This window comes from Lentzea albidocapillata subsp. violacea, from assembly GCF_900100275.1.
Taxonomy (GTDB): Bacteria; Actinomycetota; Actinomycetes; order Mycobacteriales; family Pseudonocardiaceae; genus Lentzea; species Lentzea violacea.
In genome coordinates, this window is record NZ_FNET01000003.1 from 264,631 (window position 1) to 287,057 (window position 22,427).

The 22,427-nt window shown below is 68.2% G+C and carries 22 protein-coding genes; 14 read left to right on the forward strand and 8 right to left on the reverse strand.

All coding sequences use genetic code 11. The annotated features are described in order from the left end of the window. Window positions 1–299 precede the first annotated feature (299 nt). Window positions 300–1,835 (forward strand): amino acid permease, encoded by a 1,536-nt coding sequence (locus BLR21_RS09210; protein ID WP_090005620.1) that lies wholly within the window; start codon window positions 300–302, stop codon window positions 1,833–1,835. Window positions 1,836–1,860: 25 nt separating this feature from the next. Beyond that, on the forward strand, window positions 1,861–2,316 hold the full coding sequence (locus BLR21_RS09215) for a MarR family winged helix-turn-helix transcriptional regulator (RefSeq protein WP_090005383.1): 456 nt from the start codon (window positions 1,861–1,863) through the stop codon (window positions 2,314–2,316). Here the strand turns inward: BLR21_RS09215 and BLR21_RS09220 are convergent. After that, window positions 2,313–2,918: a hypothetical protein gene (locus BLR21_RS09220; protein WP_090005384.1), complete on the reverse strand. Its 606-nt coding sequence runs from the start codon at window positions 2,916–2,918 to the stop codon at window positions 2,313–2,315. The two genes, BLR21_RS09215 and BLR21_RS09220, sit on opposite strands and share 4 nt — an antisense overlap. 17 nt (window positions 2,919–2,935) lie before the next feature. On the opposite strand from BLR21_RS09220, the gene BLR21_RS09225 reads away from it, so the two are divergent. After that, on the forward strand, window positions 2,936–4,171 hold the full coding sequence (locus BLR21_RS09225) for a glutamate mutase L (RefSeq protein WP_256334577.1): 1,236 nt from the start codon (window positions 2,936–2,938) through the stop codon (window positions 4,169–4,171). Here BLR21_RS09225 and BLR21_RS09230 read toward each other — a convergent pair. Both BLR21_RS09230 and BLR21_RS09235 read right to left on the reverse strand, forming a co-directional pair. Then, the gene (locus BLR21_RS09230) at window positions 4,168–4,386 is read right to left on the reverse strand and encodes a helix-turn-helix domain-containing protein (RefSeq protein ID WP_030476549.1); all 219 of its coding nucleotides are present in this window, start codon (window positions 4,384–4,386) and stop codon (window positions 4,168–4,170) included. The two genes, BLR21_RS09225 and BLR21_RS09230, sit on opposite strands and share 4 nt — an antisense overlap. Next, entirely contained in the window at window positions 4,386–4,865 is a 480-nt protein-coding gene (locus BLR21_RS09235) for a DUF2975 domain-containing protein (RefSeq protein WP_090005386.1), read from the reverse strand. Before BLR21_RS09235 ends, BLR21_RS09230 begins: the two co-directional genes overlap by 1 nt. A gap of 77 nt (window positions 4,866–4,942) precedes the next feature. Between BLR21_RS09235 and BLR21_RS09240 the strand changes: the two genes are divergently transcribed. Then, window positions 4,943–5,521: a TetR/AcrR family transcriptional regulator gene (locus BLR21_RS09240; protein WP_256334578.1), complete on the forward strand. Its 579-nt coding sequence runs from the start codon at window positions 4,943–4,945 to the stop codon at window positions 5,519–5,521. Here BLR21_RS09240 and BLR21_RS09245 read toward each other — a convergent pair. Both BLR21_RS09245 and BLR21_RS09250 read right to left on the reverse strand, forming a co-directional pair. After that, the gene (locus BLR21_RS09245) at window positions 5,514–6,038 is read right to left on the reverse strand and encodes a GNAT family N-acetyltransferase (RefSeq protein WP_090005388.1); all 525 of its coding nucleotides are present in this window, start codon (window positions 6,036–6,038) and stop codon (window positions 5,514–5,516) included. The genes BLR21_RS09240 and BLR21_RS09245 overlap by 8 nt on opposite strands. 10 nt (window positions 6,039–6,048) lie before the next feature. Further along, window positions 6,049–8,454, reverse strand: a complete 2,406-nt coding sequence (locus BLR21_RS09250) for a hypothetical protein (protein WP_090005389.1) — start codon at window positions 8,452–8,454, stop codon at window positions 6,049–6,051. Window positions 8,455–8,552: 98 nt separating this feature from the next. Between BLR21_RS09250 and ahcY the strand changes: the two genes are divergently transcribed. From ahcY to BLR21_RS09270, 4 genes are all read left to right on the forward strand, one after another. Then, on the forward strand, window positions 8,553–10,016 hold the full coding sequence (gene ahcY, locus BLR21_RS09255; RefSeq protein ID WP_090005390.1) for an adenosylhomocysteinase: 1,464 nt from the start codon (window positions 8,553–8,555) through the stop codon (window positions 10,014–10,016). Between the two features lie 48 nt (window positions 10,017–10,064). Continuing rightward, window positions 10,065–10,532 carry a hypothetical protein gene (locus BLR21_RS09260; RefSeq protein WP_090005391.1) on the forward strand — a complete coding sequence of 156 codons (468 nt, stop codon included), beginning with the start codon at window positions 10,065–10,067 and terminating at the stop codon, window positions 10,530–10,532. 72 nt (window positions 10,533–10,604) lie between these two features. Further along, the gene (locus BLR21_RS09265) at window positions 10,605–11,282 is read left to right on the forward strand and encodes a DddA-like double-stranded DNA deaminase toxin (RefSeq protein ID WP_176929548.1); all 678 of its coding nucleotides are present in this window, start codon (window positions 10,605–10,607) and stop codon (window positions 11,280–11,282) included. Further along, entirely contained in the window at window positions 11,279–11,704 is a 426-nt protein-coding gene (locus tag BLR21_RS09270; protein ID WP_090005393.1) for an Imm1 family immunity protein, read from the forward strand. The genes BLR21_RS09265 and BLR21_RS09270 overlap by 4 nt, the downstream gene beginning before the upstream one ends. Here the strand turns inward: BLR21_RS09270 and BLR21_RS09275 are convergent. Together BLR21_RS09275 and BLR21_RS09280 are read right to left on the reverse strand one after the other, a co-directional pair. Continuing rightward, window positions 11,688–11,864, reverse strand: a complete 177-nt coding sequence (locus BLR21_RS09275) for a DUF397 domain-containing protein (protein WP_256334579.1) — start codon at window positions 11,862–11,864, stop codon at window positions 11,688–11,690. The two genes, BLR21_RS09270 and BLR21_RS09275, sit on opposite strands and share 17 nt — an antisense overlap. Next, window positions 11,839–12,693 carry a DUF5753 domain-containing protein gene (locus tag BLR21_RS09280; protein ID WP_090005395.1) on the reverse strand — a complete coding sequence of 285 codons (855 nt, stop codon included), beginning with the start codon at window positions 12,691–12,693 and terminating at the stop codon, window positions 11,839–11,841. Before BLR21_RS09280 ends, BLR21_RS09275 begins: the two co-directional genes overlap by 26 nt. An 85-nt stretch (window positions 12,694–12,778) precedes the next feature. On the opposite strand from BLR21_RS09280, the gene BLR21_RS09285 reads away from it, so the two are divergent. Then, complete coding sequence (locus BLR21_RS09285) at window positions 12,779–14,821, forward strand: TerD family protein (protein WP_090005396.1); 2,043 nt, start codon at window positions 12,779–12,781, stop codon at window positions 14,819–14,821. Between the two features lie 124 nt (window positions 14,822–14,945). Here BLR21_RS09285 and BLR21_RS09290 read toward each other — a convergent pair whose 3' ends face one another. Further along, the gene (locus tag BLR21_RS09290; RefSeq protein WP_090005397.1) at window positions 14,946–15,914 is read right to left on the reverse strand and encodes a hypothetical protein; all 969 of its coding nucleotides are present in this window, start codon (window positions 15,912–15,914) and stop codon (window positions 14,946–14,948) included. Between the two features lie 142 nt (window positions 15,915–16,056). Here BLR21_RS09290 and BLR21_RS09295 point away from each other — a divergent pair, with 142 nt between their 5' ends. From BLR21_RS09295 to BLR21_RS09315, 5 genes are all read left to right on the forward strand, one after another. Then, entirely contained in the window at window positions 16,057–16,701 is a 645-nt protein-coding gene (locus BLR21_RS09295; protein WP_090005398.1) for a dTMP kinase, read from the forward strand. 75 nt (window positions 16,702–16,776) lie between these two features. Beyond that, window positions 16,777–17,607, forward strand: a complete 831-nt coding sequence (locus tag BLR21_RS09300; RefSeq protein ID WP_256334580.1) for an SAM-dependent methyltransferase — start codon at window positions 16,777–16,779, stop codon at window positions 17,605–17,607. Between the two features lie 185 nt (window positions 17,608–17,792). Then, entirely contained in the window at window positions 17,793–18,470 is a 678-nt protein-coding gene (gene mtrA / locus BLR21_RS09305; protein ID WP_030471262.1) for an MtrAB system response regulator MtrA, read from the forward strand. Window positions 18,471–18,480: 10 nt separating this feature from the next. Continuing rightward, on the forward strand, window positions 18,481–20,235 hold the full coding sequence (mtrB, locus tag BLR21_RS09310; RefSeq protein ID WP_090005399.1) for an MtrAB system histidine kinase MtrB: 1,755 nt from the start codon (window positions 18,481–18,483) through the stop codon (window positions 20,233–20,235). After that, window positions 20,232–21,971 (forward strand): LpqB family beta-propeller domain-containing protein, encoded by a 1,740-nt coding sequence (locus tag BLR21_RS09315; protein ID WP_090005400.1) that lies wholly within the window; start codon window positions 20,232–20,234, stop codon window positions 21,969–21,971. The genes mtrB and BLR21_RS09315 overlap by 4 nt, the downstream gene beginning before the upstream one ends. Window positions 21,972–22,427: the final 456 nt, after the last annotated feature.

A 22,427-nucleotide genomic window follows, 5' to 3' on the forward strand; every position in this document is an offset into this window, starting at 1 on the left:
TGCCCGCCCGGCCCAGTCTTGCCCGCCCGGCCCAGTCTTGCCCGCCCGGCCCAGTCTTGCCCGCCCGGCCCAGTCTTGCCCGCCCTGCCTCGCTCTGTCCCGCCTTGCTTCCGTCCCACCCCCGCGCCCGCCCAGCCTCGCGCCCATCCAGCCCTCCCTTGCCCCGGCCCGGCCCGCCAGGGCAGCTCGGTCGGGTCGAGACAGAACGCCGGACAACCTGCGGACAAGAGCTATAGGCATCTCACCTGGCGGTTACCTCTAGGGTGGTCCGAATCGGATCCATCAAGGAGGTATGCACCGTGCCGGGGAACGGGTTGTGGCGCACGAAGTCGATCGAGCAGTCGATCGCGGACACGGACGAGCCGGGCACCAAGCTCCGCAAGGATCTGACGGCGTGGGACCTCACGGTCTTCGGTGTCGCGGTGGTCATCGGTGCCGGCATCTTCACACTCACCGCGAGCGCCGCGGGCAACATCGCGGGGCCGTCGGTCTCGCTGTCGTTCGTGCTGGCGGCGATCGCCTGTGCGCTGGCCGCGTTGTGTTACGCCGAGTTCGCCTCGACGGTGCCGGTCGCGGGTAGCGCGTACACCTTCTCCTACGCGACGTTCGGCGAGTTCGCCGCGTGGATCATCGGGTGGGACCTGGTGCTGGAGTTCGCGGTCGGTTCGGCCGCGGTCGCCAAGGGGTGGTCTGCCTACCTGCAGACGACGTTGGGGCTCATGGGTTTCGACGTGAAGACCGAGGTGGGCGACGGCATCAAGTTCGACTGGGGTGCGGTGCTCCTGGTCGCGGTGCTTACGGCGCTGCTGGTCGTCGGCACGAAGCTGAGTTCGCGGGTCAGTGCGGTTATCACGGCCATCAAGGTCGCGGTGGTGCTGCTCGTGATCGTGCTCGGCATCAGCTACATCAAGGCCGAGAACTACTCGCCGTTCATCCCGCCGGCCGCCGAAAGTGGTCCTGCCGCGCACGCGGGGGTCGAGCAGTCGCTGTTCTCGCTGCTCACCGGCTACTCGGGCAGCACGTACGGCGTGCTCGGCATGCTGGCGGCGGCGAGCATCGTGTTCTTCGCGTTCATCGGGTTCGACGTCGTGGCGACCACGGCGGAGGAGACGAAGAACCCGCAGAAGGCCGTGCCGCGCGGCATCCTCGGCTCGCTGGCCATCGTCACGGTGCTGTACGTCGCCGTCACGCTGGTGATCACCGGCATGGTGCCGTACGAGCGGCTCAGGACGCAGCCTGACGGCACGCGCGCAACGCTCGCGACCGCGTTCGCGGACAACGGTGTCGACTGGGCGGCGACGGTGATCTCGGTCGGTGCGCTCGCCGGTCTGACCACCGTCGTCATGGTGCTGATGCTCGGCCAGAGTCGTGTGCTGTTCGCGATGTCGCGGGACGGACTGCTGCCGCGCAAGCTCGCCAAGACCGGCAGCCACGGCACGCCGACGCGCATCACGATCATCATCGGTGTGCTCGTCGCGGTCGCCGCCGGCTTCTTCCCGGCGGGCAAGCTCGAAGAGATGGTGAACGTCGGCACGCTGTTCGCGTTCATTCTCGTCTCCGCGGGTGTGCTGGTGCTGCGTAAGACGAGGCCCGACCTGCCGCGCGGGTTCCGCGTGCCGCTCGTGCCGCTGGTGCCGATCCTCGCGATCCTCGCCTGCCTGTGGCTGATGCTGAACCTGACCGCGCTCACGTGGATCCGGTTCCTCATCTGGATGGCGCTCGGTGTCGTCGTCTACTTCGTCTACAGCCGGCGCAACTCGGTGCTGGGCAAGACCGGCAAGGGCAAGGTCGAGCCCGAACCGGTGATCAAGCACGGCGAAGAACCCGGGTTCTAGCTCGTCACCAACTAACCTGCGCACCATGGAAAACGCACGGTGGCTCTCCGAGGAGGAGGGCAGCGCCTGGCACCACTTCGTCCAGGCGTACCACCTCCTCGAGAGGCAGATCGAACAGCAGTTGCAGCGCGACGCGGGCCTTTCGCACGCGCAGTACAACGTGCTGGTCGTGCTGTCCGAACAGCCGGGCAACCGCATGCGCATGACCGAACTGGCGCGCAGGGTCGTGGTGTCGAAGAGTTCGCTGACCTACCAGATCGGCAAGCTGGAGAAGACGGGACTCGTGCGGCGCGAACCGCACGAGTCCGACGAACGCGGCATCCTTGCCGTGCTCACCGACGAGGGCAAGGCCCTGCTGCAAGCCGCCGCGCCCGGCCACGTCACCACGGTCCGCGAGTACCTGATCGACCTCTTCACGCCGGAGCAGCTCGCGCAGCTCGGGTCGTTCATGCAGACCGTGCACGAGAAAGCGGACGACTAGAGCGTCAGCAGGCCCCGTTCGTCCAGCCACCGCGCCACGTCGTCCGGGCCCTGCCGTGTCACGTCCAGTTCCAGCACCGGCAGGATCGACTTCGCCGCGAGGGCGCGGAGTTGGTGCTGCTCCTCGACGAACGGCTCCAGCGAGACGTACTGCTTCGGGTTCGCGCTGATCCTCAGCCGTTCTTCCCGTGCCGCCTCGAACGTGTCCTCGGGCCGCGTGCACAGCACGATCGCGAAGTTGAGCGGCTTCAGCCTTTCCTCCAGCCAGGCGAAGTCGAACTCGCGCCCCTGCCGCGCCTGGTACGCCAACGTGGACAGGTGGAACCGGTCGACGATCCACGAGTAGTAGCGCTGCAGTTCGAACATCCGCACCCACGTCTCGTAGGTCTCCATCGCGTGCGCGGTCTCTTCCGGCGCGAAGTCGATCAGCCCGCGGCCCCAGGGCTCGTTGCTGAAGCCGCTCCACTCACCCGAGATCAACGGCGAGTGGTACCGGTACCTGCGGTGACCGACCAGACGAGGGTGCTCGTTCAACGCGAACGCCAGGTCCGTCTTGCCGGTCAGTCGCGTGCCTTCGAGGATCACCTTGGGCGTGAGCTTCATGATGGCAAGCTATCCCGGTGATCCTCTGTCTCGACGTCGGTTCCACCTGGACCAAGGCCGCTCTCATCACCCCCGAGGGCGAACTGGTCCGGACCGGACAGCACCCGACCACGCCACCGGAAGTGCTGCGGGGCATCGACGCGCTGCGTTCCGAAGTCGGTGACGGCGAGATCCTCGCGTGCTCCTCGGCTGGCGGTGGCCTCAGGCTTGCCGTCGTCGGCCAGGAACGGGTGGTGAGCGCCGAGGCCGGCTACCGGGTCGCGCTCAGCGCGGGCGCCAAGATCGTGCACGTCAGCGCGGGCCCGGTCGACGTGAGGGCGTTGCGCGCGTCGGCACCGGACCTGATCCTGCTGGTCGGCGGCACGGACGGCGGTGATCGGTCGGTCCTGTTGCACAACGCCGCGAAGCTCGCCCGCGTGGCCGTGCCGATCGTGCTGGCGGGCAACGCCGAGGCGCAGCCGGAAGCGTTGGAACTGCTGGCGAAGCGCACTGTGGTGGCCTGTCCGAACGTGCTGCCGGACGTCGGTCAGCTCGCGCCGGAACCCGCACGCAAGGCGATTCGCGCGGCGTTCCTGCAGCATGTGATCGGCGGCAAGGGGCTTTCGAGAGGCCCGAGGTTCCGTCAGCTCGTGCGGGCCGTGACGCCGGATGCCGTGCTGGCGGGCGTTTCCCGGCTTGCGGCACAGGACCGTGAAGGTGCCGTGCTGGTGGTCGACGTCGGTGGCGCGACCACGGACGTGTACTCGGCGGTGTCCACAGCGGACAGTGAAGGTCTGGAGAGGACGGTCGCGCTGCCGCCGGACCGCCGCACCGTCGAGGGTGATCTGGGCATGCGCTGGTCCGCGCCGGGTGTGGTCAAGGAAGCGCTGACCGAACGCCTGACGACCGAAGACTTGGCCGCAGAGGCCCAGCAACGGGCCGAGAACGTCGGCTGGCTGCCGGACGACCCGACCGTCGACGTGAAGCTGGCGTCGTTCGCGGCGATCCTGGCCGTGCGCAGGCATCTCCGGCAGGTCGACGGGCAGCTCGGACCGCACGGCGCGGGCCTGCTGGTGTTGTCGGGCGGAGTTTTCCGGCACACGCCCGAAATCGGGCCGATCGTCGAGGCGCTGCGGGCCGACCCGGTGCTGCGGCCGGTGCTCAAGGCCGCCGAGATCACCGTCGACCGCGACTACGTACTGGCACCCGTGGGCCTGCTCGCCGAGTCGGGACGGCTGGACGCCGCCGACCGACTGGCGAAACGGCTGGGTTAGGCGGACTCCTCGTCGTCCACGAACTCGAGGAGGTCGCCCGGCTGGCACTCCAGCACCCGGCACATGGCCTCCAGGGTGCTGAACCGCACGGCTTTCGCCCGCCCGTTCTTCAGCACCGCGACGTTGGCGGGGGTCAGCCCGACCTTCTCCGCGAACTCGCCGACGCTCATCTTGCGTTTGGCCAGCTCGACGTCGATGCGCACGACGATGGCCATCAGATCACCGATTCCATGTCAGCCCGCAGTTCGGTGGCGCGCTTGAGCAGCGCCCGCATCACCACGAGCACGAGCCCGATCACCGAGACCGCCGACGTGAACAGGAAGAACAACACGATCACACCGGGGTCGTCGGCGTTGACGCCGACCCAGATGAACACGCCCACCAGCACGACCCATGCCGCGGCGATCGCCCACACCATCACGTCGACCCACTTGATCGCGCCTTCGGTGAAGATCAGATCCTTGCGCACCAACGTGAGCAGCTTCCAGGTGGCCACGATCACGACCTGCACGCACACGACCCAGAAGATCGACACGATCGTCGAGGGCCACCTCAGATGAGCCTGGTCCGGGTTCTGCTCCGCCATGTGGGCGTAGGAGCCGGGGATCGACAACGTCTCCAGTACGACGAGGATCCCGAACAGCGCCACCAGGAACACCCGGAGCGCCGTCACCGCCCAACGTTCAGCAATCATGCATCGAGTATCGGTAGTCATCTATCGAAAGTCAATCGGTAGTGATCGGGTCGCGGCAGGTCTCTACAGTGATCGCCGTGGGACTGCGCGAGCGCAAGAAGACCGAGACCCGAGCGGCGCTGTCGGCCGCCGCACTGCGGCTCGCCCTGGAGAAGGGCGTGGACGACGTGCGCGTCGACGAGATCGCCGAGGCGGCGAACGTCTCGCCACGCACCTACAACAACTACTTCGCCAGCCGCGAGCACGCGATCGTCGCCGGCATCACGGCGACCCGCGCGCTCCAGGTCGCGGAGGCGTTGCGGGCCAGGCCATCCGACGAGCCACTGGTCGACTCGATCATCGCCGCGTTCGCCGCGCAGTACCGCGAACCGCCGACCGAGGCCCTCGCCCTGATCGCCTCGGCACCGGCGTTGCGCGCGGCCTACCTCGACTCGGTGGCGGAGCTGGAACCGCCGATCGCCGACGTGATCGCGTCGAGGCTCGGCAAGTCCACCCACGGCGCCGAAGTGCTGGCGGCCGCAGTGTCGGCGGCCGCCCGCCTCGCCGTGCAACGGTGGGTGGACCTGCGCCCGTCCGGACTGGTCGTGGTCTCGGCGGCCTCCGTCGAGGACCACCTGCGCGAGGCGATTGGCCACCTCGCGCCCGCACTCAGGTGAGTTCGTCCTTCAGCACGCACATGAGCAGCGCGTCGTGCCACTCGCCGTCGCGGAAGAACGACTGCCGGAACCGTCCGTCGACCTGGAAACCGACCTTCTCGTAGGACCGGATGGCGCGGGTGTTCGCCTCCACGACGCCGAGTTCGATCGAGTGCAGCCGCATGGTGCCGAACCCGTACCGGCACGCCGTGCGCAGGGCATCGGTGCCGTAGCCGCCGCCCCAGTGGTCCTTCTCGCCGATGTAGATGTCGACCTCGGCCCGTGCGTTGACCGGATCCGCGTCCCGCAGCACGACGACGCCGATGAGCTTGCCGTCCTTCAGCGTCTCGATGCAGAAGGTGACCTTCTCGTACGAGTTCTCCTGCCGGTCGGCGAAGCGTTTGCGCGCCGACGCCAGCGACGAGTGGAAGTAGCTCTGCAGCCACCGCATCACTTCCTCGTCGTTGTGCCAGCGGTGGAACGCGTCGGCGTCCTCCGGCTCGACGGGCCGCAGTCGAACAAGATCCCCGGTCAGCATGATCGGAAGACTAGGAGCCGCCCAATACGTCCCGCGACCGAGTTTCCGGCTTCCGTGCGAACGGCAGCGCAGGCGACTCCGGCGCGTCCACCCGCAACAGCCCCGCCGCGATCGCCACCGCCCGATCCCACTCCGGGTCCGACGTGTAGTCCGAGTGCGCCGACACCCCGGACCGCCACCGCAGTCCGGGGAACGGCCCGCGCTGCGGATCCGGCAGCCAGTGGTCGCCACCCAGCACCAACGCCCCGGTCGGCCCGCGCAGGGCAGGCGCCAAAGCACCCTCCGAGCCGTCCTCGCGATAGCCGACGCCGAGCAACATGCCGTCGAACACCTGCCGCCGCCACGTCGTCACGGCGCCGCCCAGCGGATCCGTGCCCCGACAGAGCGCACGCCAGCGTCCGTCCAGCCCACCGGCCAGCCGGGCCAGCGACGCGTGCGGCACCACGGCTGGGAACGCCCGCGGGTAAGCCCACTGCAGCTGCGAACCGGCCGTGAGCAGCCCGATCCGTTCGCGGTCGTGCGCAGGCAGTTCCTCCAGCAGGCGGGCAGCGGCGACGGCGACCAGCAGGGAGCCCTGCGAATGTCCACAGAGGACGACTCGGGTGCCGGGGTCGCGCAGGTGGTCCTGCACGCGGGCCACGAGCTCCGGCACGACCTTCAGCGCGTAGCAGGGCGGTACGATCGGATGCGCCTCACGCGGCCAGAACTGCGCGATGTCCGCGATGATCCCGAGCCGTCGCCCGGACTCCGGCTGCCGCGCCGCCAAATACACCGCACGCAGCAACGACACGGCCAGCAGGCCGAGCACGAATACGCCGAACGCGGAGAACGGATACGTCCACGACGCCAGCGGCACGTTGCTCAACCGGAGCAAGGACGCGAGCACGGCGCCGACCACCAGCACGGACGCGATGATCAAGATCATGTGATGGCCGTGGTTGCGTTCCCAGCGCGCCCACCACCACGCCCGCGTCGCCATGCGGAGATCGCGCATCCGGCCGGAGTGCAGCAGCGAAGCCTCGCGCGCCCACACCTTGCCCTTGCGGAACGCCCGCCAGCGCACGGCGCCGGTGAACGAAGCCACCGCGAGCATGCTCAGCAGCGCCAACGCACCCGCCACGCCCCACAGCAGAGTGATGTAGTTGTACCCGACCGGCAGGTCCAGCTCGCCGCCCAGCGCCTTGCGCACCGGCAACGCCACTCCGGCGCCGAAGCCGCCGCCGAGCAGCCCGGCGATCGCCAGCACCGGCGCCGCGAACCAGCCACCGGCCCACGGCCGCAGTTCGCGCGGCAGCGAGCGCCACGTCTTGCGGGCCAGCAGTGCGGCGGGCACCAGCATCAGCCCGAACAGCACCAGCACGAACGCCATCAGCAACGCCACGACCTGCACGGTCACGTCCGCGCCGGGTACCCGCAACGGCAACTGCTTCTGCAACCCCAGCGTCGTCAGCACCAGAAGCACCGAGAACATCAGCAGCAACCGCCGCGGCTTGCGACTCAACGCCGCGCGCAACCACCGTCCGCCGCGATGAGGCGCACCGCCCGTGGGGTCGTCCAACAACAACACGCCGAGCACGGACAGGCCGATGAGCACCAGCGAGACGGTCCACGCCGCCATGATCGCGACGCCCATGCCGCCGGTGGCCGTGAGCTGCCGCAACGGCCCGCCCAGCGCGATCAGCGACGTCACCGCGAGCGCGGCCACGATGTGCAGCGACCGCAACGCCGGCGTGTCCGGGTCGGTCGCCACGTGCGCGCCGGGCAGTCCGGACGGGGGTTGCTTCTCCTGCTCCTCGGCGTCGGCGATCTCCTTGCGCTCGATCCGCCATTCGACGTGCGAGACGCGCCGCATCACCGCGATCACCACCAGGATCGGCAGCAACCCCAGGAAGGTCCGGAACCAGGGAAACGCGCGCACGTCGGCCGGAATGCTGGTCAGACACGCGGTAGCGGGCCGCAGGCACTGGGCCGCGAGCAGGTCCAGGCTGACCACCGAGATCTGCGCGACCAGCAACGCCGTCAGCAGCAGCGCGAACACCCGCAACAACGACCGCAGGCCGATGCCGAGCAGGTGAGCGGGCAGGTTCTGCTCGGGAACGGGAGGCAGCATCCAGTGCGCGACGTTCGCGATGCTGAACGGGAAGAGCAGCGCCCACGTGGCCTTGGCCACACCGCCGGACGTCATTCCGCCCCACAAATACCCCTCGACCACGCGGGGGATGGGACGGCCCTCGGTCTGCAAAACTGGTCCAGGCGCGGGCCTGCGGAGTCTGTCAGCCGGGCGCACGATGCGCCCGAGACCGTCTCCCGCAACGTCCACGGCCGCAACGGCGTCGACCAACGTCTGCGGCGTCGTTCCTTGAACGCCGTGCACGCGCAGTTCGACGACACGTGTGTCCGGGCCGGCAATCAACACCCGAGACCTCCCTCACCCAACGTGGGGGACATAGTGGTGCATCAGCGGGCGGTATGGTCGGACGACACCCTCGCTGAAGTGCCCTGGAGGACTTCGTAATGACCGCGGAACGGTTGCAGACCCGCAACGGCATCGACTTCGCAGTGGCCGACCTGTCGCTCCACGAGTTCGGCCGCAAGGAGATCCGGCTGGCCGAACACGAGATGCCCGGCCTCATGGCGTTCCGCCGCGAGTACTCCGGGGTGTACCCGCTCAAGGGCGCCCGCATCTCCGGCTCGCTGCACATGACGATCCAGACGGCCGTCCTCATCGAGACCCTGGTTGACCTGGGCGCCGAGGTGCGCTGGGCCTCCTGCAACATCTTCTCGACGCAGGACCACGCGGCGGCTGCCGTCGTCGTCGGCCCCCACGGCACGGAGGAGGAGCCCAAGGGCGTCGCCTGCTTCGCCTGGAAGGGCGAGACCCTGCCGGAGTACTGGTGGACGGCCGAGCAGATGCTCACCTGGCCGGACGGCAAGGGCCCGAACATGATCCTGGACGACGGTGGCGACGCCACCCTGCTCGTCCACAAGGGCGTCCAGTACGAGGCGGCCGGTGTCGTGCCGGCGGTCTCCGAGGACGACTCGGAGGAGTACGCGATCGTTCTCGACACGCTGCGCGCGTCGCTCGAGAAGGACGGCAAGAAGTGGACGAACATCGCCGAGGGCATCCGCGGCGTCACCGAGGAGACCACGACGGGCGTCATGCGCCTGTACCAGCTGGCCGCCGCCGGTGAGCTGCTCTTCCCGGCCATCAACGTCAACGACGCCGTCACCAAGTCGAAGTTCGACAACCGCTACGGCATCCGCCACTCGCTGATCGACGGCATCAACCGCGGCACCGACGTCCTCATGGGCGGCAAGGTCGCGGTCGTCTGCGGCTACGGCGACGTCGGCAAGGGCTCGGCCGAGTCCCTGCGCGGCCAGGGTGCCCGCGTCATCGTCACCGAGATCGACCCGATCTGCGCCCTGCAGGCCGCCATGGACGGCTACCAGGTCGCGCGCCTGGAGTCGGTCCTGCCGACCGCCGACATCATCATCACGACGACGGGCAACAAGAACGTCGTCACCGTCGAGCACATGTCGCAGATGAAGCACCAGGCGATCCTGGGCAACGTCGGCCACTTCGACAACGAGCTCGACATGGCCGGCCTGCAGCGCTACCCCGGCATCCGCAAGAACAACATCAAGCCGCAGGTAGACGAGTGGATCTTCCCGACGGGCCGCACGATCATCGTGCTGTCCGAGGGCCGCCTGATGAACCTGGGCAACGCCACGGGCCACCCGTCGTTCGTCATGTCGAACTCCTTCTCGAACCAGGTGATCGCTCAGGTCGAGCTGTTCACCAAGTTCAAGGAGTACGACAACGAGGTCTACCGCCTGCCCAAGGTGCTGGACGAGAAGGTCGCGCGCATCCACCTCGAGGCACTCGGCGGCGAGCTGACCAAGCTCACCAAGGACCAGGCCGAGTACATCGACGTCGACGTCGAGGGCCCGTTCAAGCCGGAGCACTACCGCTACTGACTTCTTTGACAGGGGCCTCCCGCGCGCGCCGCGGGAGGCCCCTGTTTCATGTTCACCGTGGGATTCTTCGGCACATACGCCTACGAGCAAGGTTCCTGGAAGACGCTGTCCGAGGGCGAACTGCCGCCCCTCGCGGAGCCGTTCCTGTGGATCGACATCCACGACAGCGACATCACCTCGGTCGTCTACGCCCCGGCCGGCACCGGATCCGGCGTCGCCTACCTGGGCCTGACGCCGCGCACGTACTTCGAGAACCCCAGCGCGTCCGACCCGACGGACGTCCTGCGGGAGGCCGCGGGCCTGGCCGAGTGGTGGGCGCTTTCCCGCTCCGGTGACGTTCCGGCCAAGCAGGCCGAGCTGCTCGCGTTCCTGGCCGAGGACGAGGATCCGAACGCGTTCGAGTGGGACGAGGCCGAGGACGTCGACGAGATCGACGACGGTGAGGTGTTTGTCGAGGTGAAGACTCGGCGGTTCCTCGCTGCGCTGGACCTGCCGGTGCCTGACGGGCTCAGCTGACGTCTTGCCCGCCCAACGCCGGCCGGGTGTACTTGCTCGGGCTGGGGAGGGCGTTTGGCGACACTCGGAGACGTGATCGCAGCGCTACGCGCAAGCGTGGAGCGCCTGCCTTTCACGGAACTGGCGGATGCTCTCGACGCCGCTGAGGAAGCCCGCAGCCTCATCGAGCAGGCATCGGCGGGAAGCGGTCAGGCCGAATTTCATCGGGTGCTCGACTGGTTCAGCCAGGTCATCAGTGGGATTGATCAGCTGCAATGTCAGCTGTCCGCAATCCACGCCGGCGTGACCGGTGCGGCCAACCGCTTGGAGGGAAGCGGCCGGACGAGTGAGGTGCTTCACCCCGTTTCACCTGTCCCCAGCCGAACTCAGGGGGCAAGCCTGCTGGGCAAACTGCCCAAGCGAGAGGGTGGCAAGACGTCAGGGATCTGGGTCGACGAGAGCGGCGTCGAACACGACATCGTCAGCGGCGAGCACGACTGGCAACAGGCCCGCGCTGTGTTGGCAGAACTCCGAATCGGTCCTGCTCATGGCACCTTGTGGGTGGCGGCCCACGTCGAGGTCAAGCTCGCGGCGGCGCTCCGGGGCCTGGCCGCGAAGCGCGTTACGCTCGCCGTCAACAACGAGCCTTGCAACGAAGGCCGATGGTCGTGTGACCGCCTTCTGTCGAGAATCCTCAAACCAGGTCAAACCGTGACGATTCACTGGCCGGGCGGCGAGCAGACCTACCGGGGAAAGGAAGCCCAGACATGAGCTATGTCTTGGAGGCTTCGTACAAACACGGCGCGGGTGTGAGTTTGTTGCGCACCAACGACGACATCGACGGCTTTCTGACTGAGCTGATCAACGCAGGGCCGGACTACCAGTCGGCGACGGTCTACGCCGTGGACGAGTCCGCCGACGAGGACCCGACGCACGAGTTGGTGGTCGGCGTTGACCAGGCCGGCGCGTTCGGTGCTGTTCGCTACGCCGGTGATGATGGCGAGTGGTTCAGCAAGGGAGCCCAGGTCAACCCGGACGGCGTGCGCTACCTGTACTACGGGACGGCGCACGAGTTCCCGGCTGACTCGGAGGTGCCGCTCGAACTGGTGCGGCAAGCCCTGGGGCAGCTGTTGGTGAACGAGGGAACGCGGCCTGAGGGCTTGTCGTGGCAAGCGGCTACCGAGCTTCGATGAATCCCTGCCAGGCCTCGACGCTGAACTTCAGCTCGGGGCCTGCGGTGTTCTTGGAGTCACGGACGCGCACGACCTGGGCGAACGCCACCTCGACGCAGTCGTCGTCGATGGCGTCGCCGCCGCTGTAGCTGCTCTTACGCCAGGTGCAGTCTCCGGTCACTGAGGTCCTCCCGCGATCGACTGGCGAGATCCGCCACCATCGACCGCGATTGTTCCTCATCCAGAGCGAGCGCATCCAGGCGCGCGAAGATCGACTTGCAGCGCTTGACCCCGACTTCGTCCTGCACGAACACCTTCGCGAGGTCTGAATGCGTGTAGGCGACGCTGCTGCGCTTCTCGTACTCCCACAGCACGTAGTGAGCGAGGAGAACGCCCGCTGGACCACTCGCCGCGGGCACGATCCGGATGGTGTGCGTGTGGAAGAGCAGCCTCATGAGCTGGTCTTCCATGATCTGGTCGCTGCCGACCTTGAGCCGTAGAGCGTTCTCGTGGATGTAGAAGACGCAGGTTGGCCTGTTGTGCCGCTGCAGGATGGTCTGCCGTTCCATTCGGAAACGCACAGCGGCTTCGATCATGTCCGGAGTCAGAACTCCGCGGGCCACGTACAGCGCCGTCGCGTACTCCTCGGTCTGCAACAGGCCCGGCATGTAGGTCAGGTCGTAGCCAGTGATCTTCTCCGCCAGTGACTCCGCCATGGCCATCGTGCGCAGGTTGTCCGTGACCTGGACGATGTAGGGGTTGAACGCGGACCGGTACCGCTCCAGGAAGTCCGTGATGAAGGCCTGACTGCGCCCGCACCTCCCCAGGTACTGGATGATGTCGATCTCGGTGGCGCGCACCTTGCCGTGCTCGATGTTGGAGACCTTCCCCGGATCCCACCCGAGCATCCGGGCGATCTTCCTGCCGCGGAAGGTCGTGAAGCGCTCGCGCACCTGGCGCAACTCATCGCCCAGGTCACTGCTGTACGGGGTGGACGGATCGCCGTTCATGAAATTCGACGTTAGGCGATGGAGACCGAACAACATCGTGCCCAAACGGGTGGAATTGCGTTGACGTGCGGGTTTTACTGACCGGGTGCGGACGACCATCATCAAGAAGACCCTGCGCGTGCCCGCCTCGGACGGTGCGCCGGGGGACGGTGCCGCCGTCGCGAGGCAGTTGGACGCCGCGCTGATCACGTCGGGCTTCAAGGCCTCGCGGGAGCTGCTCGAACATGTTTCCGGCCTGGGTGATGCCGAGGACTTTGCCGCGGAGGTCGTGCGCGCGGTCAAGGAGTTGATCGGTGCGCGCGGGCAGCACAACCCGTACTTCAAGGAGTTCCCGCACAACGTGCCGGACACCCTCGCGTTCTGGCGGGAGTGCCTGCGGGACGCGTTGGAGCAGGGCATCGCGCCGACGAACAACCTCCTTGACCTGCCGAAGTACGGGCGCGTTCAGCACTCCTACGAGGAGATGTTGCGGGCGCACGACGAGCTGATTCCTTCGTTGAAGGACCGCATCACGCTCATACATCTCGGTGGCACGCTCGAAGAAGAGGCGCAGCGTCTGTTCGAGGAGCTCGCCACGAGTCCGATTCCGTTGGCGGAGAACGACAGGGCGTTGCTCGGGGAGCTGGCCGTGCTCTGCCCCGACGGCGAACTCGACGTGCCCGTCCGGGAGAATCGCGCGATCCTCAACGCCGCCCGGCTGGTGGCGCAGCGGCCCCTTCAGGACATCGACACCGTCACCGACGTGCTGCGGCTCGCCGCCGAGGCGTCCGGCGGCGACGTCACGCTCAAGGAGCCGACGCGCTTCCGGTCGTTCCGCCGGCCTGAGCGCAGGGCGTTGCTCGGTGCGTTGAACGAGGTGGCGGAGAGCAAGCTCGGTGACGTCGGCCAGAACCGTGAGGCGTGGAAGCGTCTTGGTGAGCGGTTGCACCCGCACGAGTACCCGTTCGAGCGGGCGCAGGACGTGTTCGCGGTGGCGCGCGGGGAGAAGGTCGCGCGGTCGTTCGCCGGGCAGGTCGAGCTGGCGTTCGCGGAGAACGACGTCGAACGTGCCGCCGAGGTCCTGGCCAAGGCGCCCGGACTGTTGCTGCGGCAGCTCGACAGGCTGCTCCGGCACGGGGCGGGCAACCTCGCCGAGCGCGTCGAAGCCGCGGTGCCGGAGGTGTCCGGTCGCGTGCTCATCTCGGTGCTGGAGCACCTGTCGAACCGCACGACGCCGGACACCGCGCGCGTCTTCGCGACCCGTGCGCGCAGGGTGTGGATCGCCGACGACGACCGCGTGCCGCTCGATCCGAAGGCGGTCGCGGAGATCGTCGAGGTGGTCGAGAACGAGCTGATCCGCCGGCTTCCGGACTACTCCGAGCTGGCTGTGGACGACGAGGTGCTCGACGTCGTGGTGCCCGTTTCCGGTACGGAGGAAGGCTTCGGTGTGCTGCCGCGCGGGTCGAAGCTCTGGTTCGAAGGTGACGTGCTGCGGTTCTTCGTGCACTGGCGGCAGCACGCGAAGCGGACCGACTACGACCTGTCCGCGGTGCTGCTCAACGAGAGATTCGAGTACCTGGGGCAGGTGTCTTGGACGTGGCTGAAGCGCAAAGGTGCGTACTACTCGGGTGACGTCACCGATGCCACGGACGGCGCGACGGAGTTCATCGACCTGCATCGGGACGGGTTGAAGGCCAAGTACGTCGTGCCGCAGGTGAACATCTACTCGGGGGAGGGGTTCGACGACGTCGCCGAGTCGATGTTCGGGTTCATGAGCCGCGATCTCCGCCAGATGGGCAAGCCGTTCGAACCGAGCACGGTGCGGGCGCGCTCTTCCATGCGCGGCAAGGGAAAGGTCGCGCTGCCGGTGATGTTCGAACGGGAGGGCGACGACTGGTTCGGCACGTGGCTGCACCTCTACCTGCGCGGCACGTCGTGGGGCAACCAGGTCGAGGAGAACCGTGACGTCGTGAAGCTGATCGCCGCGGCGGCGTTGCGGCGCAAGTGCTTCACCGTGGCGAGGCTCCGGGACCTGTTCGCCCGCAAGGCATCCACAAAGGACGCTCCGGTGTTCCGCATCGGGTTGGCGCAGGACGAGACCGGAACCGTGACCACGGTGGCAGAACTCGGGAAACTGCTGTCGGACTGATCCGAATCGCGCTAACGTGGTCCCAGCGAGGCCATGAGGGAGCTTCCTTCTAACTCCGGAACCGGAATGCTCTTCGGAGCGCCGGTCTTTAGCTCCCTCGCTTTCCTCGCGCCACTGGGCTCGACTAGCTCCACTCGACGGCGATGCCCGCGATCCCAGGCCCGACGTCGCCGAAGTACGCGCTGACGACGCCGCCGAGCCCGCACACCAGCTCGTCGACGTCGACCGGCGTCGCGTCGGCCGAGGCCAGGAACTGCTTCATGCAGCGCGCGGGCATCGCCCTCCGGTGGAACGAGAGCTGCACGAGGTACGAGCCGCAGGTGTCGCGGAACGTCCGGTAGTGCCCTGGGGTCGCGTTGCCGGTGTCGTCGACGATCGTGAAGCTGAAGACGTGCTCCTCGCCCGCCGCGAGCCGCCGGTCGAACAGCATCTCCACGGCGAGGTTGCGGGAAGCGCTTTCCCGGCGCAGCCGCCCCTGTCGGCAGCCTTCGCCGGATCTGACCAGCGCGTTCTCGATCAACGAGCCGTCGTCGCCGTGGTGCATCGCCAGGTATCGGTCCGGTCCCTGACGCACCGCGCGCACGACCAGCCGCGTGGTGATGGAGCGTTGCTCGCGGTGCATGCCTATCTGGACGGTGTCGTGCACGGAGAGCACTTCGAGGTCGGCGTTGCCCCGGGCGGCCTCTGGTACGGAGTCGAACGTTGCGAGCAGTGGCGCGTGATCGGGCCAGGTCGCGACCGGGCGTGGCGCGTAGGTGTTCGCGGTGCGCGGGCCGATGAGGTCCAACAAGGACGAAGGCGGTAGACGCAGCACGGTCTCCAGCGCGCGCACTGTGCTGATGGCGCGTGGCACCTCGGGATGGCGCAAGCCGCGTTGCCAGTACGAGAGCGTCGACTGGCCAACTTGGACACCCAGCTGTTCGAGATGTGCGCGCAGCCGTGCGAGCGAGAGGCCCCGGTGGGCGATCGACTCGCGCAATGCGCGGTGGAACGGCCCGTAGCGCAGCGTCTCGGCGAGGGGGGTCGGCAGACCCCCGGTCGGGTGCCCGATCGGTTCTTCGACCGACCCGGCGTGCCCGGAATCCGCGGTCACCGCGGCACCTACCCTTCACACGCGCCGTGTGACTGTTCACCGTAGTCACTCGTTCTGGTGATCGAAAGATCGGATTTCGCCCGTGTGGGGGACGCGCTGCCGCCGTGTGAGTGGCCGGAACCGGTCCAGTTAGGGTTCTGGCGTGGGAAAGCTCGTGGTGATCGAAGGTCTGGACGGGGCCGGCAAGCGCACGCTCGCCAACGGACTGACCGAGGCGTTGGCCTCTCAGGGCAGGACGGTGGCCGGCCACGCGTTCCCGCGCTACGGCGTCAGCGTGCACGCTGACCTGGTCCGCGACGGCCTCTACGGCAGGCTCGGCGACCTGAGCGACTCCGTCTACGGGATGGCCGTCCTCTACGCGCTCGACCGGCGCGGCGCGGCTGACGAGATCCGGAAGGACCTCGAGGAGCACGACGTCGTTCTGCTCGATCGGTACGTGGCGTCGAGTGCCGCGTACAGCGCCGCGCGGTTGCACCAGGACGAGCACGGCGAGTTCGTGCGGTGGGTGCACGAGCTCGAGATCGAACGCTTCGGGCTGCCCGTTCCCGATCTTCAACTGCTGCTGCGGGTGCCCGTGGAGGTCGCGGCCGAACGGGCGGCGAAGCGGGAGCAGGCCGACGAGTCGCGCGCCCGTGACATTTACGAATCCGATGGCTCGCTGCAGGCCAGATGCGGCGTGGTTTACGACGGATTGGCGAACATCGGCTGGCTCTCGCCGTGGCAAGTGGTCGATGGGCGGTCAAACGTGAACTTTCATTCGCTTCTGGAACCGCTGTTCACTCCTTGAGTGGTCGCTCACGTGCGTACCGATTGACACGATCGAGTGTCCGGCTGTCACTGTGAGTGAATAGGAGATCGCAATTTGAAGCGTGTACTGCAGCGAACCCCGATCGGTGTCGCCCGGACGGCGGTGCTGATCGCTGCCGCCCGCGCCAACGAGCAAGGTCGTCTCCACCGGCTCTTCGACGACCCGCTGGCCGCAGGACTCGTGGAGGCCGCCGGCTCCGCGAGCGACCTGAACGGCGTCCGGACCCTCGCAGGTGATCACTTCGTCCTGCGCACCCGGTATTTCGACGACGAACTCCTCGGCACGCCGCAACCCCAGGTAGTGATCATGGCGGCGGGCCTCGACACAAGAGCGTTCCGGCTGCAGTGGCCGCCGGGCACGACACTCTTCGAACTCGACCTGCCCGAGTTGCTCGAGTTCAAGGAAGACGCTCTGCGCGACCAGCTCGCACAGCCCGCCTGTGAGCGTGTCGTCGTCCCGTGCGATCTGCGGGACGACTGGGCGACAGCGCTGATACGAGCTGGTTTCGACCCGAAGAGGCCCACGGCATGGTTGCTGGAGGGCCTCTTCATGTTCCTGCCGCCGGACGCGGGCGAGCAGGTCCTGTACTGGGTGAGCGCGCTGTCCGCCCGTGGCAGCACGCTCGCGCTCGAACACGTCAACCGCGCCTTCCGCGAGTTGCCGCAGATGAAGCCCGTGCACCAGCGGTTCGACGCGCTGGACGCCCGCTGGCAGTCCGACGTGGAGGACCCCGTCGAGTGGCTCGACGGCTACGGCTGGCACGCGACGGTGACGCACCAGGTCGACCTGGCCGCGCGGCACGACCGCGCCGTGCCGGCGATCACCGACCCCCGGAAGGTGGGTGACGCGCGCATCTGGCTGGCCTCCGCCGTTCGCACGGCCTGAGAGCACTTGGTAACGAAAGGTGATCCTCGCGCGGATACTCCCGCGACGAACAGGTCAAACGGGGCGAGGTGGGGTACGTGGAACGACAGTTCCGGCCGGTTACCGAACGAGCGCACATCGCCACCAGCAGCAACGGAACGTGGGCGGTGCGCGAACGCGCGACCGGCAGTGCGACGATGTTGGGTATGAAGGCACGCGTGCTCGTCGTCGATGACGACCCCGCCCTGGCGGAGATGCTGACGATCGTGTTGCGCGGGGAGGGCTTCGACACCGCGGTGGTCGCCGACGGTGCCCGTGCCCTGCCCGCGTTGCGCGAGCTCAAGCCCGACCTCGTGCTGCTCGACCTGATGCTGCCGGGGATGAACGGCATCGACGTCTGCAAGGCGATCAGGTCCGAGTCGGGCGTGCCGATCGTGATGCTCACGGCGAAGAGCGACACGGTCGACGTGGTGCTGGGCCTCGAGTCCGGTGCGGACGACTACGTCGTCAAGCCGTTCAAGCCCAAGGAGCTCGTGGCTCGGATCCGGGCGCGCCTGCGGCGCACCGAGGCCGAGCCGTCCGAGGTGCTGCAGATCGGCGATCTGACGATCGACGTTCCCGGCCATGAGGTGTTGCGCGAGGGCAGGCCGATCCAGCTCACGCCGCTGGAGTTCGACCTCCTCGTCGCGCTGGCCCGCAAGCCGCGCCAGGTGTTCACCCGCGAGGTGCTGCTCGAGCAGGTGTGGGGTTACCGCCACGCCGCCGACACGCGTCTGGTGAACGTCCACGTGCAGCGGCTGCGGTCCAAGGTCGAACGGGACCCGGAACACCCCGAGGTGGTGTTGACTGTCCGCGGTGTCGGGTACAAGGCCGGCCCTCCGTGACAGGTGACATATGAAGTTCGTTCGGCCGGCCATCGCGAAGGCGCAGTTCCTCGTCGAGGAAGCGCGTAAGCGGTGGTCCGCGTTTGGTGACCTCTGGCGTCGTTCGCTGCAGTTGCGCGTCGTCGTGTCCACGCTCGCGCTCTCGTCGGCCGTGGTGTTCGTGCTGGGCATGGTGCTGCAGATGCAGATCACCAACCAGCTGCTGAACACCAAGGACGAGGCCGCGGTGCGCCAGGCGATCGCCTCGCGCAGCCTGATCCAGTCCGACCTGGTCGGTCTGAATCCCGGGCCGGACAGCGTGCAGACGCGGTTCACCAGCGCGATCAACAAGCTCGCTGTCGGTGGCGCCGGTACGGACGCCACGACGGCGGGTGCCGGCGCGTTCGAACCGGTCCTGGCCGACGGGCTGGGTTCCGCCGGCGCGGGGCGCGTGCCGTCCGTCGGCAAGCTCGACGACGTGCCGCGCGGGCTGCGCGAGATGGTCGAGGACGGCGGTTCCGGCACCCAGATCCACACCGTGCAGCGCGAAGGCGTGCAGACCACGTTGTTCGTCGTGGGCCTGCCGATCAGCACGTCCGCGCGCTCGATGCAGCTGTACCTGATCTTCCCGCTGACCGCCGAGCAACGCACGGCCGAGGTCGTGCAGTCCACTTTGGCGGTCGGCGGCATCGTGCTGCTGGTCCTGCTCGCGTTGATCGCGAACCTGGTGACACGCCAGGTGGTGCGGCCGGTGCGGCAGGCAGCCGAGGTCGCGGAGCGGTTCGCGGACGGCACCCTGCACGAACGCATGCACGTCGTCGGAGAGGACGACGTGGCGCGCCTGGCCGAGTCGTTCAACGAGATGGCCGAGTCGATCCAGGCGCAGTTCAAGCAGCTGGAGGAGTTCGGCCAGCTGCAGCGCCGGTTCACCTCCGACGTCTCGCACGAGCTGCGCACGCCGTTGACGACGGTGCGCATGGCCGCGGACGTCCTGCACGCCTCGCGCGAACAGTTCCCCGCCGGGCTCGCCCGGTCCACCGAGCTGCTGGTGGACGAACTCGACAGGTTCGAGTCGCTGCTCGGCGACCTGCTGGAGATCTCCCGCCTCGACGCCGGCGTCGAGGAGCTGTCCGCCGACCAGGTAGACATCCGCGTGCTGGCGCGTCGCGCGCACGACTCGGTGCGGGCGATCTCCACGAGCGCCAACTCGCCGGTGGTGCTGGACCTGCCCGACTCCGAGCTCGTCGCCGAGCTCGATTCGCGCCGCGTGGAACGGATTCTGCGCAACCTGCTCGCGAACGCCATCGACCACAGCGAGGGCCAGCCGGTCGAACTCACCATGCGCGGCAACGACGACGCCGTCGCGATCACCGTGCGGGACCACGGCGTCGGTCTGCGCAAGGGCGAGGCCGACCTGGTGTTCAGCCGCTTCTGGCGTGCCGACCCGTCCCGCAACCGCCGCACCGGCGGCACCGGCCTGGGCCTGTCGATCTCGCTGGAGGACGCCCGCCTGCACGGCGGCTGGCTGGAGGCGTGGGGCGAGCCCGGCCACGGTGCCGTGTTCCGCTTGACGTTGCCCCGCAAGCACGGCGAGGAGCTGCGCGAGAGCCCGCTGCCGCTGGCGCCCGCGATCGAACACGAACCCGGCACCGTGGTCGAGGAGCCGGTCGTCGAGGAGGAGCCCGGCGAGATCGAGCTGCGGCCAGAGGAGATCACCTGGCAGCCCGCGGAGCCCGTGGACGGGCCGCCCGCGTCGTCGGACGAGGTTTCGGAGGAAGTGCGGTGAAACGGCTGGCAATGCTGCTGCTCGTCCTCGTGACCCTGTCCGGGTGCGCCGCGATCCCGACGAACACCCAGCCGAAACCGATCGGGTCGAAGGACAGCAAGGCGTCCAACGTCCCCGCCGCGCCGGAACCGCTCCAGAACATCGACCCGTTCACGCTCGTGCGCGACTTCATCGAGGCGACGTCGAACCCGGACAACAACTACGCGGCCGCCCGCGCGTTCATGACGCCCGACGCCAGCCGGAAGTGGGACACCAAGAACCCCACGATCATCGAGACCGCCTTCTCCACCGTGCCGACCTCGCAGGCGCCGCAGGACAACAAGACGCAGACCGTTCTCCTGCAAGGCAAGTACATCGGCCGGCTCGGCAGCGACAACGCGTTCGTCCCGCAGCTCGGCGACTTCCAGAAGCCGGTGAAGGTCGAGCGCAACAACGAGAACCAGTGGCGGATCTCCGAACCGCCCGCGGGCATCTACATGCCGCAGAACCTCTTCAACACCACGTACCGCCGCATCACGCTGTACTTCTACAACCCCGAGTTCACCGTGCTGGTGCCGGACCCGCGCTACGTCGTGATCCCGCCGGCGACGTCGATCCCGACGCGCGTGACCGAACTGCTGATCGCGGGCCCCGGCGACGCCGTCCGCGACACGTTGGTGAGCGCGCTGGGCCCGGACGCCGACAAGTTCTCGGACACTCGCGAGTCCGACGACGGCGCACTCGAGGTGAACCTCACCAACGTAGGCAAGGACCTCACCCCGGAAAAGCGCAAGCAGATCGTCGCCCAGGTCGTGAAGTCGTACCTGGGCGTCACTTCTTCGCGCGTGCGCGTCCTGGTGGACGGCCAGCAGATCCTGCCGGACCAGCGCGACTACCGGCCGTCCGACGTGTCGGCGACCGCAGGCGAGGCATTGCTGGCCTTGAATGCGAACCTCCAGGGCATGATCGTGGCGGACGGCTCGGTCCGTTCGCTGACCGACGGCGCCCCGATCAAGGGCCCCGCGGGCACAGGCGCGTACAGCGTCGCCTCCGCCGCACAGTCCCTGGACGGCTCACGCCTGGCCGTGGTCACCCGCTCCGGCGGCGGAATGCGGCTGCGAGTGGGCGAGCTCGAACAGGAGCTGTCCGAAGTGGACCTCGTCGCGACCACCCTGTCGAGACCGACGTGGCAGCTCTCGAGCGGCCCGAAGGAACCGGGCACCGAGGTCTGGACGGCGGTAGACGGCACCTCGGTGACCAGGGTGACCCGCTCCGACAACGGCAGCTGGACCGCCAAGGGCGTCAACATCACCGACATCGTGCCGTTCGGCTCGATCAGCGAACTGCGCCTCTCCCGCGACGGCACCCGAGCTGCCCTGGTGATCGCCGGCAAGCTCTACATCGCCTCGGTGGTCCGCAACGACCAGGACGTGGCGCTGCGCTCACCGCGGCAGCTGCAGCCGTCGATCCTGGGCTCGGCAGTGCAGTCGATCGACTGGCTCTCGCAGGACGTGCTGGTGGTCTCCTCCTCGTTGCCTTCGTGGCCGGTCAGCAAGGTCTACACCGACGGCTACCGGATGGACCGCTACAGCCAGTCGAACCTCACCGTGCCCGTGGGTTCGGTGGCGGCGGCGCCGGCGCGTCAGGTGCAGGTGGTGGACCCTTCGGGGCTGTGGTCGGCTTCGGACATCACTGATGTGTGGAGGTCTAGCGGGATCCGGGTGCCGATGGGGGCGCTGGTGTTCTACCCGGGCTGAGGCGGCTTGGGCTGACGCCGCTTGGGGTGGCTGGGCTGAGGCGGCGGGCTGACGGCGCGGTGCCGGGGCTGGGCAGCGACGTGCGGCACGGTTGAGGGTGGCTGGTCTGAGGTGCTGGTCTGACGCCGGTGGGCTGACGCGGGCGGCGCCGGGTGGCTTGGCTGACGCCGCTTGGGCTGGTTGGTGGCCGAGTTGGCGTGGCCAGGCTCGACGGTGCGGTGCGGTGCGGTGCGGTGCGGTGCGGGCTGGTCGGTGGTGCCGACGTGGCGAGTCGTTGTTGCGAGATCTCACCGCCTGCCGAAGCGTCCGGCCCCACGTCACCTGGGCTCACGTCGTCCGGCCGCACGTCGCGCAGCCCACGTCACCGGCCCCACGCCACCCGGCCACAGGCGTCGCCACCCAGACCTCAGACCCTGCCTGCCGCAGCCCTGCCTGCCGCAGCCCTGCCTGCCGCAG